At 68.6% G+C, this 14,214-nt stretch carries 12 protein-coding genes; 6 read left to right on the top strand and 6 right to left on the bottom strand.

Going from position 1 to position 14,214, the window contains the following annotated elements; genetic code table 11:
• The first annotated feature begins 263 nt into the window (after positions 1-263).
• Together ACWD3H_RS34040 and ACWD3H_RS34035 are read left to right on the top strand one after the other, a co-directional pair.
• Positions 264-992, top strand: a complete 729-nt coding sequence (locus ACWD3H_RS34040) for a glycosyltransferase family 2 protein (protein WP_355564357.1) — start codon at positions 264-266, stop codon at positions 990-992.
• Positions 993-1,195: 203 nt separating this feature from the next.
• Positions 1,196-2,614, top strand: coding sequence for an amidase (locus tag ACWD3H_RS34035; RefSeq protein WP_451957906.1), 1,419 nt, complete (start codon positions 1,196-1,198; stop codon positions 2,612-2,614).
• 322 nt (positions 2,615-2,936) lie between these two features.
• Here ACWD3H_RS34035 and ACWD3H_RS34030 read toward each other — a convergent pair whose 3' ends face one another.
• Together ACWD3H_RS34030 and ACWD3H_RS34025 are read right to left on the bottom strand one after the other, a co-directional pair.
• On the bottom strand, positions 2,937-3,521 hold the full coding sequence (locus ACWD3H_RS34030) for an HD domain-containing protein (RefSeq protein ID WP_355564352.1): 585 nt from the start codon (positions 3,519-3,521) through the stop codon (positions 2,937-2,939).
• A 347-nt stretch (positions 3,522-3,868) separates the two neighbouring features.
• A complete protein-coding gene (locus ACWD3H_RS34025) occupies positions 3,869-7,426 on the bottom strand; it encodes a protein kinase domain-containing protein (RefSeq protein WP_451957905.1) in 3,558 nt (1,185 codons plus the stop codon).
• 168 nt (positions 7,427-7,594) lie between these two features.
• On the opposite strand from ACWD3H_RS34025, the gene ACWD3H_RS34020 reads away from it, so the two are divergent.
• Complete coding sequence (locus ACWD3H_RS34020) at positions 7,595-8,485, top strand: nucleoside hydrolase (RefSeq protein ID WP_355564348.1); 891 nt, start codon at positions 7,595-7,597, stop codon at positions 8,483-8,485.
• Between the two features lie 37 nt (positions 8,486-8,522).
• Here the strand turns inward: ACWD3H_RS34020 and ACWD3H_RS34015 are convergent, their stop codons facing one another.
• A complete protein-coding gene (locus ACWD3H_RS34015; protein WP_451957904.1) occupies positions 8,523-8,888 on the bottom strand; it encodes an STAS domain-containing protein in 366 nt (121 codons plus the stop codon).
• A gap of 99 nt (positions 8,889-8,987) precedes the next feature.
• The gene (locus ACWD3H_RS34010; RefSeq protein WP_355564342.1) at positions 8,988-9,362 is read right to left on the bottom strand and encodes an STAS domain-containing protein; all 375 of its coding nucleotides are present in this window, start codon (positions 9,360-9,362) and stop codon (positions 8,988-8,990) included.
• A 143-nt stretch (positions 9,363-9,505) separates the two neighbouring features.
• Here ACWD3H_RS34010 and ACWD3H_RS34005 point away from each other — a divergent pair, with 143 nt between their 5' ends.
• The gene (locus tag ACWD3H_RS34005; RefSeq protein ID WP_451957903.1) at positions 9,506-9,709 is read left to right on the top strand and encodes a hypothetical protein; all 204 of its coding nucleotides are present in this window, start codon (positions 9,506-9,508) and stop codon (positions 9,707-9,709) included.
• Positions 9,710-10,032: 323 nt separating this feature from the next.
• Here ACWD3H_RS34005 and ACWD3H_RS34000 read toward each other — a convergent pair whose 3' ends face one another.
• Complete coding sequence (locus ACWD3H_RS34000) at positions 10,033-11,373, bottom strand: APC family permease (protein WP_451957902.1); 1,341 nt, start codon at positions 11,371-11,373, stop codon at positions 10,033-10,035.
• 133 nt (positions 11,374-11,506) lie between these two features.
• Here ACWD3H_RS34000 and ACWD3H_RS33995 point away from each other — a divergent pair, with 133 nt between their 5' ends.
• Positions 11,507-11,902, top strand: a complete 396-nt coding sequence (locus tag ACWD3H_RS33995) for a hypothetical protein (RefSeq protein ID WP_355564337.1) — start codon at positions 11,507-11,509, stop codon at positions 11,900-11,902.
• A 271-nt stretch (positions 11,903-12,173) separates the two neighbouring features.
• Here the strand turns inward: ACWD3H_RS33995 and ACWD3H_RS33990 are convergent, their stop codons facing one another.
• Positions 12,174-13,298: a glycosyltransferase family 4 protein gene (locus ACWD3H_RS33990; protein ID WP_451957901.1), complete on the bottom strand. Its 1,125-nt coding sequence runs from the start codon at positions 13,296-13,298 to the stop codon at positions 12,174-12,176.
• Between the two features lie 35 nt (positions 13,299-13,333).
• Between ACWD3H_RS33990 and ACWD3H_RS33985 the strand changes: the two genes are divergently transcribed.
• Positions 13,334-14,191, top strand: a complete 858-nt coding sequence (locus tag ACWD3H_RS33985) for a PIG-L deacetylase family protein (protein WP_355559657.1) — start codon at positions 13,334-13,336, stop codon at positions 14,189-14,191.
• Positions 14,192-14,214 lie beyond the last annotated feature (23 nt).

The following is a 14,214-nucleotide window of genomic DNA, read 5'->3' as shown; positions in this document are numbered from 1 at the left end:
ACATGGGTAACACCCGGTGATCCAGCCCAGAATGGAGCGGCATCGTGAAAAGGATCCTGGTCGTGCAACGCCCCCGTCCCCCCCGCAAGCCGGTACCGCTCGACCTGCGCAGCCCCTCGGGTCGTACGCTCCCTTTCTGAGCGTCGGCAAAGAGACCTTCCCCGTACCCTCAGGGGGAGGTCGGGGCGACCGGCCTTCCGTCCCGGACGGGCTTGCAAGGGGCTTTCAAGCGTTCTGCAGGCGGTTCGGTAGACCTTATGCGCATGAACAGCGCCCCTTTCGCCTTCAGTGTCAGTGTGGTCGTTCCCGCTATGAACGAGGCCGAGAACCTCCCCCACGTCTTCGCGACCCTGCCGTCCTGGATCGACGAGGTGATCCTGGTCGACGGCAACTCCATCGACGACACGGTGGCCGTGGCCAAGGCCCTCCGGCCCGGACTGCGCGTCGTCAGGCAGACCGGAAAAGGCAAGGGCAACGCTCTCACCGAGGGTTTCGCCGCCGCGACCGGTGACATCATCGTCATGATCGACGCCGACGGATCGACCGACGGCAAGGAGATCCACGCCTTCGTGACCGCGCTGGTCGAGGGCGCCGACTTCGCCAAGGGCTCGCGCTGCGCCCCCGGCGGAGGATCCGACGACATCAGCCCGATCCGCTCACTCGGCAACACGGTGCTGACCAAGATGACCAACCGGCTGTACGGCACCCGCTACACCGACCTGTGCTACGGCTACAACGCCTTCTGGGCCCGCCACCTCGACGCGCTCGACCTCGACTGCGACGGCTTCGAGATCGAGACGCTGATGAACATCCGCGCCGCCCAGGCCGGACTCGTCATCCGCGAGGTCCCCAGCCACGAGCGCAGCCGGATCCACGGCGCCAGCAACCTGCACGCCGTCCGCGACGGCCTTCGGGTGCTCCGCACCATCCTCCGCGAGCGCGAGGGCCGCGTCGGCAGCGCCCGGCTCCACCGGGAACAGGTCGCCGCCTGACCTCCTCGGCCGGCTCAGCACTTCCGAGAACGGCGACCGGACGGCAACGCCGTCGGCCTGCCGGGCCCGTGAATTCGTTCGACCGCCGGGCCGGCGGCTGCCACGATGAACCTGATGTTCCGAGCGTAGTAGCACATCGATTCCGCCAAGGGGATGGTCGCCGACCACCCCCAGTCATCGATGTGCGAAACCAAGGACTCATCATGCAAATTCACGAATACGCGAGCTTTGACGCCATCGGCCTCCGTGACCTGATCAAGGCGGGCGAGGTCACCGCCACAGAGGTCGAAGCCGTCGCCCGAGAGGCCATCGCGATCGCGGACGCCGAGCTGAACGGGCTGGCGCTACCCCCGTTCGATCCCGCGCTCGGCCACGTTGTGGACGGCCCCCTGGCCGGGGTGCCGTTCCTGATCAAAGACCACGGGCCGGTGGCCGAGGGCGTGCCGTTCTTCCTCGGCAGCCGGGCACTGCCGGGCATCCCCGCCCAGCGCGACACCGACCTGATGACCCGCTTCAGGGCCGCCGGGCTGGTCACGCTCGGCCTCACCACCGTGCCGGAGATGGTGCTCAGCTTCTCCACCGAATCCCTCAGGTACGGACCCACCCGCAACCCCTGGGATCGTGATCGCGGCGTCGGCGGATCGAGCGGCGGCGCCGCAGCCCTGGTCGCGGCCGGTGCCGTCCCGCTCGCGCATGCCAGCGACGGCGCCGGGTCCATCCGGGTTCCCGCGTCCTGCTGCGGGCTGGTCGGGCTCAAGCCGAGCCGGGGCCGGGTCCCGTGCGGTCCCGGCATGGGCGAGCCGATGCTCGGCATGGCGTACGAGTTCGGGCTCACCCGCACCGTCCGCGATGCCGCCCACCTGCTTGACGCCGTACACGGACCTGGCGTCGGCGACAAGTACACCGCGCCTCCCCCGAGCGGCCGGTACGCCGGCGAGTTGGGCGTTGACCCCGGCTCACTGCGGGTGGCGCTGACCACCGAGGCCTGGTCGGGGGCGAAAGTGGACGGCGAGGTGGCCGCGGCGGCCGTCCAGGTCGGGCACATGCTGGAACGGCTGGGCCATGCTGTCACTTTCGGCCGTCCCGAGCTCGACTGGGACGATGTGCTGGCGAGCGCGATGGCCGAAGGCGTCGCGATCGCCTCGATGTTGCTGCGAGCGCCCCGGCAACCCGACCTCGACCACTTGGAGGCGGTCTCCCGGCAGTTGATACGAGTGGCCGGCGCGTACACGGCGATGGACATGATGAACGCCTTCGACGCGCAGAACCGAGTGACCCGATCGGTGGCCATGTTCCTCACCGGGCACGACCTGCTGATCACCCCGACGCTGGGACGCCTGCCCGCGCCCCACGGCACCCTGCGCTACAACGACCCCGGTTACACTTTCGCCACGTGGCTGGACTCGCTGTTCGACTACGGGCCATTCACGATGGTCTTCAACGCCTCCGGCCACCCGGCGATCAGCCTGCCACTCTGCCAGAGCGAGCATGGGTTGCCGATCGGCGTCCAGCTCATCGCCCCGTACGGCCGCGAGGACCTGCTGTTCCAGATCGCCTCCCAGCTGGAACAGGTCATGCCCTGGCACCGGCGAGCCCCCGCCTTCTTCGTCGGGAGGAGTTGACCGGCGGCGCGGCCGTCGCTCCTGATCGGAAGTGCCTTCAACCGCCGGCTGTCCGGCACCGGAACCCGTTCCGGCGGACCGGCGAGCGCGAGTTCCGAGTAGATGTCCGGGACGCGGCGACGGCGGGCGGCCCGGCCGGCAAGCGAGCCGGGGCACGGAGCCGCGGCGGCAGGCCGGTCTCGAGCAGGACGCGCGCCCCGGCGGACGGGCGCTCCCGTACGGACCTTCCCCCGGCCCGAAGGCCGGGGGAAGGTCCGTACTCCGCAGGACGCACCCGCCTCGCTCTTCCTCAAGATCCCCGCCCGAGGTCGGCCGGCGAGCGTCAGCCGTCCCGCTCCCCGTTGAGCACGCGTGTCACCCACTCCAGCGACCCCGTGCTGAGTGCTTCGTCCGCGAGGCGTTTGGCGGACGGCGTCTTCAGCGCGGCGAGAGAGCTGTCGATCCACGGCTGCACGTTCTGATGCCCCTGCTCGCGGTACTCGATCGCCTGGATCAGGCACTCCAGCTTGTCCGCGTCGCGGGCGCAGACGGCTTCGAGGCTGGTCTTCTCCTCGTACTCACCGACCGCGCCGCTCACCATCTCCGCCACGGGCTCGGGGAGACCGCGCACCTGGTCGGCGGTGACATCCTCGTTCTGTGCCGCCTTCAGGTAGGGCTTGGCGAGGTAGGGAATGTCGGTGACCCGCGTCTCCTGCGTGTCGTGGAACAGGCTCATGAAGGCCGCGCGCTCGGGGTTGCCGCCTTCCAACGCGGTGATCACGCTTGCGATGATCGCTGTCCGGAAGGAGTGATCGGCAATGCTTTCCGGGTCCCGTACTCCCGCGACCAGCCAGCCCGTGCGCCTGTAGCGCTTGAGCAGCCCGATCTCGTACAGCAGGCCGGCCAGCCTCGACGGTTCCTCGGCCATGGAAGCCCCCTCTCCCCCTCGGTGGATCACACTCGGAGCGTAGATGATCGCCTCCGACTCCTGCCGGGACCGCGGCGACACGGTGGCCTCGTCCAGCGTACGGACAACCGCGTCCCCGAGGGCATCGGCCGCTCAGGGGTCCGGTGCCGAGGGACGCGGCACGATCAGCGTTCACAGCGTGTGCGCCACCACATCGGCGTAGGGATCGGTGGAGTCCAGCTTGCCGATCAGATGCTCGAGAAGCACGGTCCCACGCCAGGTGTCCAGACTCGGTTCGACCATCAACCGCCCGCCCATACGGCGGCGGTGAAACATTCCAGAACGCTTCGACCACTGCGACATTCGAGCTAACAGACCTTTTCATACGACACCTCTGGAAGATATTGCGCCCATTCCTCGGGAGTGAGGGATCGCCCGGCAATGGCGCACAGCGAGGAGAACGGGTCGGCGGGCGTTGCCACGTCCCAGAGCCGGACGGTCTTGTCCACGCCTGTGGTGGCGAGAACGGTGCCGTCGGGACTGAAGACCACCGCGTTCACGATGTCGGTGTGGCCGGTGAGGGGTTGGCCGATCTGTCTGCGAGTGGCCACGTCCCACAGGCGGACGGTCCCATCGTCACCCGCCGTGGCGAGAACGGTCCCGTCGGGACTGAAAGCCACCGCGCGTACGACGTCGGTGTGACCGGTGAGAGGCTGACCGACCTGCTTACGGGTGGCCACGTCCCACAGCCGGACGGCGTTGTCGTCACCCGCGGTGGCGAGGGTCGTACCGCGAGGGCTCAAGGCCAGTGTGAGCGCTGCGAAATTACGGCCGGCAAGCGGTTGGCCGATCTGGCGGTGAGTGACTCTGTCCCAGAGGCGGATGCTGTTGTCGTTACCGATGGTCGCCAGAGTTGTGCCATCGGAGCTGAAAACCGTCACGTTCACGGTTCTGGTGTGACCGGTGAGGGGTTGACCGACCTGCTTGCGGGTGGCCACGTCCCACAGCCGGACGGCGTTGTCGTCACCCGCGGCGGCGAGGGTCGCACCGTTGGGGCTGAAGGCCACCGCGCTCACGAAGCCGGGGCCGATGGAGAATTCGCCGACCTGGCGCTGAGTGTCCCCGTTCCAGACTCGGACACTCTTGTCGTCGCTTGCGGTGACCAGAGTCGCGCCGTCGGGGCTGAACGCCATCGCGCTCACGAATTCGGTGTGGCCGGTGAGGGGTCGGCCGATCTGGCGGTGAGTCTCCCTGTCCCAGAGCCGGACAACACTCTTGTCGTCCCTTGAGATGGCCAGAGTCGTGCCGTCGGGGCTGAAAGCCACCGCACGTGCGAAGTCGGGGCCGGTAAAAGACCGGCCGATCTGGCGGTGGGTGGCCACATCCCAGAGCCAGACGGTCTCGCCGCGACCTGTGGTGGCGAGGGTCGCACCGTTGGGGCTGAAGGCCACCGCGGCGTTCGCGGAATTGGTGTGGCCGCTGAGGGGCTGGCCGAGTTGCTCGCCGGTGGCCACGTCCCACAGGCGGGCGGTGTCATCGTCACTCACCGTGGCGAGGATGCTTCCGCCGGGGCCGAAGGCCACCGCGTGCACAGTCCTGGTGTGGCCGGTGAGAGGCTGACCGACCTGCCTGCCAGTGGCCGCGTCCCAGAGCCGAGCGGTCCTGTCGTCACTCGCGGTGGCGAGAACGGTGCCGTCGGGACTGAAGGCCACCGCATTCACGAAATCGGTGTGACCGGTGAGAGACCGACCGACCTGCCGACGAGTGGCCACATCCCACAGCCGGACGGTCCTATCCAAGCCGCCGGTGGCGAGAACGGTCCCATCAGGACTGAAAGCCACCGCATTGTTGTGACCGGTGAGAGACCGACCGACCTGCCGGCCAGTGGCCACATCCCACAGCCGGACGGTCCTATCCAAGCCGCTGGTAGCGAGAACGGTCCCATCGGGACTGAAAGCCACCGCGTTCACGCCTTCGGTGTGACCGGTGAGAGACCGACCGACCTGCCGGCCGGTGGCCACATCCCACAGCCGGACGGTCCTATCCAAGCCGCCGGTGGCGAGAACGGTCCCATCGGGACTGAAAGCCACCGCACGTACGATGTCGGTGTGGCCGGTGAGAGGCTGACCGACCTGCCGGCGAGTGGCCACGTCCCACAGCCGGACGGTCCCGTCGTCACTCGCGGTGGCGAGAACGGTCCCATCGGGACTGAAAGCCACCGCGTTCACGGAATTGGTGTGGCCGACCAGTTCTTCTCGTGCCGGGTCGGCGAGAATGTCGAGCATGATGTGGCGGGCTTCGGGGGTAGGAGCAAAATGCCGTGATGTGACAGCAAGCAATTGGGCTATCTTGGGATCGGCTGTTCTGAGTTCTGCGCTCTGCAGCGCAAGTTGGCGAGACAGAGTCGCCTTGGCCTGCTTCTCCGCCTTGGTCCGCTCCCCCTCGGCTATCGACCGCTGAACGTCGGCGTTGTTGGCCGCGTTGACAGCGGCACCGGCTCCCGCCAATGCCCCGATCAGCAGAATCACCAGGCTGATCACAGCCAGACGGCGTTGCCTGACGCCACGGGTCACGGCGCGAGTACTGGCCTCAAGGAAAGTGCGTTCCAGCCGGGTCAGCGTCAGCTGGCGACGACCGGTGGCCGCCCATCGCTGGACGGTCTCCAGGCGATTGCCTCGAAGCAGGTCCCCGTCTTTGCGTTCGTGCTCTTCCCAATGTCGGGCCGCGGTGGTCAGCCCGTCCAGGATCGCCAGTCCGTCCCGATCGGCATCCACCCATCGGCGCAGCCGCGGCCAGGCGCGTAACACCGCCGGACGCAACAGGCTGATCTCCTCTTCTCGGGTGGAGATCAGGTAGGAGAACGTCTCCAGGATGCGTTGGACCGCGGCTCGCTCTGGCTCTGGCCGCTCCTCCAGCAGGTCGGCCGTCGATGCCGGGCGGGCGGCCTCCACGTTGTCCTCGGCGATGACCACCAGCCGCAGGAAGACATCTGGCACCAGTTCCCGCTCGGCGCTGCTCAACGCCTTGTACGCCTGTTCGGCCAACATGCCAAGTGCCGGATCCGCCACCTCGGGTGCTCGGATCCCACGCGCCCGCGCACTGCCCGCGCTGAGCAGCCCAGCGGCACCGGCTCCGCTGCCGCTCACCAACGCCAGCAGCAACTCCCGCGCCGACGGCCGTGCGTCAGGATCCTTCGCCAGTGCCGCGGCCACCAAGGCCCTCATCGAAGCCGGCAACGCACTCAGATCCGGCTCCAGCGACAGCACCCGATGCATCGTCGCGCCCAGACTTTCGGCCCGGAAGGCGTCCTGACCGGTGACGGCGAACAGCATGATGGCACCCCAGGCGAAAACATCCGCCGCCGCCTCGGCACGCCTTCCGGTGAACACCTCTGGGGCTATGTACGGCGGCGTGCCCGCGACCACTCCGGCCGAGCTCAGCGACATCTCCTCGGTCCGCGCTATGCCGAAGTCGATGACCCTCGGCCCGTCAGCCGCCAGTAGCACGTTGTCCGGCTTCAGGTCCCGGTGAACGACCCCGGCATCGTGCACAGCGGTGAGTGCTGTGGCGATCGCGGTGGCCAGCCGGTGCAGATCGTCTCCCGTGAACCGGCGTCCGCTCCGCACCACCTGGCGCAGGCTCGCCCCCTCGATGTACTCGCTGACGATGTATGGCTTGTCCCCATTCGCATCGGCATCGAGCACGCGAGCCGTACAGAAAGACGCCACCCGCTGAGCCGCGGTGACTTCGCGCTGGAAGCGGTCCCGCAACCCGGGATCGTTGGAGGCGTGCAGCACCTTGAGCGCGACCCGTGCGCCCTGTTCGTCATAGGCTTCATAGACGACACCCTGACCCCCCTCGCCGAGCCGTCCGGCCAGCCAGTACTGCCCGATTCGCTGTGGGTCTCTCGCTGTTAACGCGCCCATTTCGATCACTCCGTCGCGGTGAGTCGCCGACCGGTTGGACGCGCCAAGAACTCCGAATGTTCTGAAGCGCGAACGCGATAAATGGCTGGCTTCGTTCTGCACTGACTCCGTACGATCAACGAACATTTAATGCTCTTCACCACGGCGCGAGGAAGGTCACGAGACGCGATGCTGGATCTACTGCTCGATCTGGAGACCCAGGATCCCGACGATGTGCTGACCCTGTGCCTGGTCGCGACCCATCCGGCGGTACGGCTGCGCGCCGTCACCGTCACCCCCGGGTCAGCGGCCCAGGTCGGGCTGGTCCGGCACGTGCTCAGACTGGTCGGCCGAGACGACGTCCCGGTGGGCGCCAGTGATCCAGGCACCGGCAAGGACCATGTGTCCGCCTTCCATCACCGCTGGCTCGGCGCTCCTGCCCCTGCCCTGCCGGACGCCCCGCCCGGCGCCCTGATCGCCCGGACCCTGGAGCGCCATCCCCAGGCCACGCTTCTCACCGGCGGCCCACTGCACAACCTCCGGCGGTTCCTCGACGAGCATGCGGGGGCAAGACTGAGCCGGTGGGTGGCCCAGGGCGGGTTCGCCGGTGACAACATCGTGCCGCCCGAGCACCGGCTGCCGAAGTTCGACGGCCGTACCACGTGCCCGACGTTCAACTTCAACGGCGCCCCCGGGGCGGCCCGGCTCGCGCTGTCGTCCGGTGACCGGATCGCCCGGCGCGAACTGGTGTCCAAGAACGTCACCCACGGAGTTCGCTACGACCGGGAGTTCCACGAGCGGCTGCGGCCGTACCGGGACCGCGCGGCCGGGCTTGCCCTGGTGTTCTCGGGCATGGAGCACTACCTGCGCAAGAAGCCGGGGGGAAAGCTGCTGCACGACCCCACCGCGGCCTGCGTGGCCATCGACCACGCCATCGCCGGCTGGGCGGAGGTCGAGATGGTCCGGGAGGAGGGCGGCGCGTGGGGCGCGCGGCCGGCCGTCGGCAGCCAGACGTTCATCACGACCGCGATCGATCGCGAGCGGCTCTTCGAGACCTTTGTCGGCGCGGGCACCGTTTGATCTCGCACGGTGGTCGCGCGTCGTGCGGAACCTCGCCTCAGGCCGCTTCCAGCGCCTCGGCCACGGAAGGGAACATCTCGAACACCTGGGTCAGGCCGGCCAGGTTGAGCCGACGGGCGAGGTTGCCCTGAACTCCGGTGAGGATGACCCGCACTCCCTCGCTCAGGCCGTGGTGGCGAACCTGGAGCAACTCGCCGATCCCCGAGGAGTCACAGAAGGTCAGGGCCGACAGGTCGAGGATGAGAAGCTGCGAGGGCAGGGCACTCCACGCCCTTCCCATCTCCTCCCGCAGCGCCGGCGTGTGGTAGTGATCAAGCTCCCCACTCGCCCGCACGACGAGCGCGGTGCCGTGCAACCCCGAGGTGGCGGTGAAAGCAGGCTCCGCCTCATTTCCCACGAACATGACCAACCTTCTGACCTACCTTGTCCCAAGCAACACAACTGTCTCATACGGTGTGAACCACCCCGGTGGGCCACGGAGCACGCCGACCTCACCGGTCGTTCACGTCGTTCCGGGGAACACCTTCATCGCCTCCTCAACCGTACGGCGGGTGTCGAACAGCTCTGCCACTCCGAGGCGGCTCAGCCGGTTCCTCATCGCGGCGGAGAGGCCGACGAGGACGAGCGAGCCCGTCAGCCGGTGGACGCGGGTAAGGGCGTACATCAGCACGCCGTACCCGGTGGAGTCACAGAAGGTGACCTCGGTGAGGTCGATCACCAGGCGCGGGTGATCGGTCGCCCGCAGGGCGACGTCGGCCTGCTCCCTCAACAGGGGTGAGGATCCGTAGTCCAGCGCCCCCGCCGCGTACAGGGTTGTGAAGTGACGGTGCCTGTCGGTTCGGATCCGGAATCCCGCACCGTCTTCGCCCCTCAACATCGGTATCCCCTCCTGACTATGTGCCAGGTGCCCCCGAACAGGCGGTTCCAATCCTGGCGGGCACGGCCGACCGGTGGTGACATAAGGAGCTCAGACCCGGCGACCTGTGGATCAGCGGCGTCGACGCCGACCACCCGGGGCAGGTGCTCATCCTGCACTTCGACGGCACCGCCTGGTCACCCGAGTACGGTCCGCTGTTCCGCGCCCACACCGCCACTCAGCAGTACGACGAGACCGGCGACGTCGGCGACACCGGTCTGGCCCGGGTGCCGGGCACCGGCACGCTGTGGGCGGTGGGCTCGGTCGGCATCGGCGACGACGAGAGGGCCTTCGTGCTCCGCCGCTGAGCCTCCCCGCACGGCCACAAGGTCTCCGGCTTGGAACAGACGGGGTCCCTGCCGGAAACATGCCCTCCGTACTCTGCGGACATAGCGCCCCCAACCCCTCAAACGCCACTACTGATTCCCTCAACGACACAGCCGGGACCCCGGGGACGACACCTCCACCCCCGAGCGGTCCGCGCTCGGCGAAAAAATCCGCGAAAAAGTCAGTCAGCTGGCGTAGTCTCTCTCAAACTCCAACAAAGAGGGAGTACGACATGAAAAAGGTCTTAATCCTCCAAAAGCCTCGGCCGCCCCGGAAACCCGCCCCCCTCGACCTCCGCACCCCCTCAGGACGAGCTCTGCCCTTCTGACAGGAAGAGCCGGTTGACGAACCAGAGGATCATCCCGATCGCGAGCAGGACCCCCGCTCGGATGTAGACGTCCGCCCCCCTGCCGGTGACCGGCAGCGCCAGGACGAGACAGACCAGCGCCCCCAGGGCGGGCATCCAGCTCGGCGCCCGGAAGTGCTCGTGCTCCACGCGCTCCCTGCGCAGGACCAGCACGGCCACGTTGACGATCATGAAGACGCAGAGCAGTAGAAGCACCGTGGTGTCGGCCAGGTTGCCCACGTCGCCGGTGGCGACCAGCACCGCCGCGACCCCCACGGTGAAGACGATGGCCACCCACGGGGTGGATCTCGTCGAATGGACCGACGCGAAGATTCGCGGCACGATCCCCTCCCGCGCCATGCCGTAGACCAGGCGCGAGGCCATGAGCATGTTGATCAACGCGGTGTTGCCCACCGCGAGCAGCGCGATCAGAGCGAACAACTTGGGCGGGAACGCCAGCCCGGCGACCTTGACCACTTCGAGCAACGGGCCGGACGAGGTGGTCAACGTCCTGGTGTCGACCAGCATGGTCGCCGTGAACGCGACCCCCATGTAGATGATCGCCGCGGCGGCCAGGCCGCCGAAGAGCGCCCGGGGAAAGTCCCGCTGCGGGTTCTTGGCCTCCTCGGCGAGGTTGACCGAGTCCTCGAAACCGAGCAGCGCGTAGAAGGCGAGTGCCGTGCCTCCCAGAACGCCGAGGAAGGCGCCGTTGACCGGGTGGAACTCCAGGGCCCGGGACGGCTCGCCGTCACCGGACAGCAGGGCGTAGATCCCGATCGCGATGATGACCAGCAGGCCGAACGCCTCGATGATCGTCAGCACCACGTTGACCTTGATGGACTCGGAGATGCCGGCGAAGTTCACCAGGGTGACCAGGCCGAGGAAGATGAACGCGCCGACGACGACCGGCAGCGTGACGAACTCCGCGAGGTAGTTGCCACCAAAGGCCCGTGCGGCGGCACTCGCCGAGGTGATCCCGCTCATCATCACCGCGAATGCCACAATAAAAGTGACAAAGGGGATATTGAACGCTTTATTCACATAAAGCGCAGCACCCGCGGCCTGCGGATATTTACCGACGAGTTCGGCGTAGGCGGTCGCCGTCAGCGCCGCCAGCAGGAAGGCGACGAGGAAGGGCAGCCACAGGGCTCCCCCGACATAGCCCGCGACCTTCCCGACCAGCGCGTAGATCCCCGCGCCAAGGATGTCGCCCACCACGAACAGAAGCAGGACCCTGCGCCCGATAACCCGCTTGAGCGAGCGCTGACCGGAACCGGATTCGACGATCACCTCAGCCATACCCCGCTCTTACCCACCGCGAGGACGAAATCACACCAGGTCACTTGAGTCACTTCTGTAAGTGCCGTGAAAGTGACGCGCAAGTCCCTGGCCTTACCGTCCCACCTGTCACGAAATGCAATGAAAGGTAAAAATGTTCCGCGCCTTTTCCTCCCGCCGTATCGCTGTCGCCGCCGCGGGAGCCGCTCTCATATCGATGACCGCCGCCTGCGGCGGCTCGTCCGGCAACGACGCGATCTGCACCGAGGCCGCCTGGACGAAGATCTTCACGGACTACAGCACCTCCGCCACGGCGAGCGCCGGTGACCTCAGCAAGTTCAACGACGCCACCGCCAAGCTCGCCGCCGACCTCAAGGCTCTGGCCGGCACGGCCGACGGCGATGTGGCCACCGCGCTCACCGACCTCTCCACCTCGTTCGGTGCGATCAAGATCGACCCGAACGACCCGGCCGCCTCGGCCTCGACCCTCGGGACGCTCGGGACGAAGATCCAGGAGGCGACCACCAAGCTCGCCGCCGCCTGTTCGTAACCGGACCCGTGCCTCCTGGCGACAGGAGGCACTCCCGGTACGGTCGCCGCTCCGCCTGCGGGGGGCAGTGCGGCGCGGCGACCGTACCGAACATCTCCCGAGGCCCCTGCCACCGCACGGCAGGGGCCTCGCCCGTTTCACCCCGCCCCGGCCCCACCCGCGTCCCGGTCCCCACCCGCGTCCCGGTCCCCACCCGCGCGGGCCCGGAGCGGGGAAGCGCCGGCCCGAGGCGACGGCGGGGTGCTCCCCAGCCCGCACCGGGCCGGACCCGTCAGACCCCGCGGGCGCGGGCCTGCTCGTAGCAGCGTTCGAAGCCTTCGAGCACCGTGGGCCAGGAACTGCGGACGGGCTCGGTCTCCCGGTTGTTCGCCGCGATCGCCTGGCGCAGCTCACGGTCGCGCACCAGCCTGGCCACCGACGCGACCAGGTCGTCGAAGCTCCGCCCGAGCAACCCCTCCTTGCCCTGCCGGACGAAGTCGGCCACCCCGCTCTGCGCGCGTGCCACCACCGGCACCCCCGCCGACCTGGCCTCCAGCGCCGCCAGCCCGAAGGACTCGCGGGGCGCGGGAGCGACGAACACGTCCGTCACGGCGAGCAGCTCGCGGATCTGGTCGCGGCTGTAGCGGCCGGGAAGCGAGACCCAGCCGGTCATCCCGTTGGCCCTCAGATAGCGCTCCATCCGCGATCGGGCCGGGCCGTCCCCGACGATCGTGGCCCGCATCGGCGTCTCCCGAGGCACCAGGGCACGGGCCTCCCGCAGGAGCCGCAGCAGCCGGACCGGCTGCTTGCGGGGCGCCAGCCGCCCCACCGCGACGACATGCACCGGGTCGGACCGTACGGAATCCACAGAAACGGACTCCACGGCAGGGGGTGCGACGCGCCAGCCGGAGACGTCCAGGCCGTTGGAGACCACGTGCACCGGCACGCCGGGACCGGCCACCGCGCGGATCGGCAGGGCGGCCGCCTCGCTCACCGCGGTGCCCACCAGCCCCCAGCGGTGCCATCCGAACAGCAGCCGCAGCCCTCGGTAGAGCGCCCTGGTGACCGGGTCCCACATGCTGTGCACCGTGACGACCAGGGGCAGCCCCGCCCGCGTCGCCGCCCGCACGCCCATCCAGGCGAACGGCGAGACCGCGCCGGTGTGCACGTGCACCACCTCGGGGCGCCGCGCTTTCACCAGACGGAGCAGGTGTCCCACCCCGAACGGGTGGACCGGCAGGTCGAAGGGGAGTCCCGCGACGATCCTGTGCACTCCGGGAAGGGGCTCCCCCGGGGTGGCGGTCGCCACCTCGACATGGTGACCGGCCTCCCGCTGCATCCGGATCAGATCGGCGACCTGCACCTCGATCCCACCCAGGCGCGGCAGGTAACAGTCACTGATGTGGAGGATCCTCACGATGCCAGCGTAGACCCGCGTGAGATCATGCCTGCGTGCCCCCGAGGGCACATCCAGCCCTCGCGAACGGAGTCAGCCTGATCAGCAACGTCAAGACAGCGGTGTTCTTTCATGCCCATCCCGACGACGAGGCCCTGCTGACCGCGGGCACCATGGCGATGCTCGCCGCCGAGGGACACCGGGTGGTGCTCGTCGTGGCGACCTCGGGTGAGCGAGGCCAGGCCGACCTCGAACCCGGTGAGGCACTGGGCGCCGCCCGGATGGCCGAGCTGTACGCGTCGGCGGCCGCGCTCGGCTGCGCCCGGGTGGTGAACCTCGGCTACGGGGACTCCGGGCTGGCTCCCGGCGGCGGAATCGCCGACGACAGGCCGGACAACGCCTTCATCGACGCCGACACGGAGGAGGCCGCCCGGCGGCTGGCCGCCATCCTCACCGAGGAGAAGGCCGACCTGCTGACGACCTACGATCCGGCGGGGGGCTACGGGCACCCCGACCACGTCCAGGTGCACCGGGTCGGCGGCCGGGCCGCCGAGATCGCGAAAACCCCGATCGTGCTGGAGGCCACGGTCAACCGTGACCCCCTGCTGCGAGGACTGCGGCTCGTCCGGAGGTTCTACCCGCAGCTCGACATCCGTGCCTTCGAGCGGGCCTACTCCCCCGGCGAGGTGATCACCCACCGGGTCGGCGTGCGGCGCTTCGCCCGCCAGAAGCGGGCGAGCATGGCCGCCCACGCCTCCCAGGCCACCGGCGCCGACACCCGCACGCTCGGAGTCATGCTCAAGATCCCCCAACCCCTCTACCGGCTGGTCTTCGGCACCGAGTGGTACGTCAGGCGGGACGTCCCCCTGGGCTCCCGCCTGAGGCACCCGTTCGAAATTCCTCCCCGAGGATGAGTCCGGAAGCGGCACACTGGGGC

The sequence above is a fragment of the Streptosporangium sp. NPDC002607 genome (assembly GCF_053592655.1).
The sequence above is the reverse complement of the archived record's forward strand: the minus strand, read 5'-3'. Positions and strand labels throughout refer to the sequence as shown.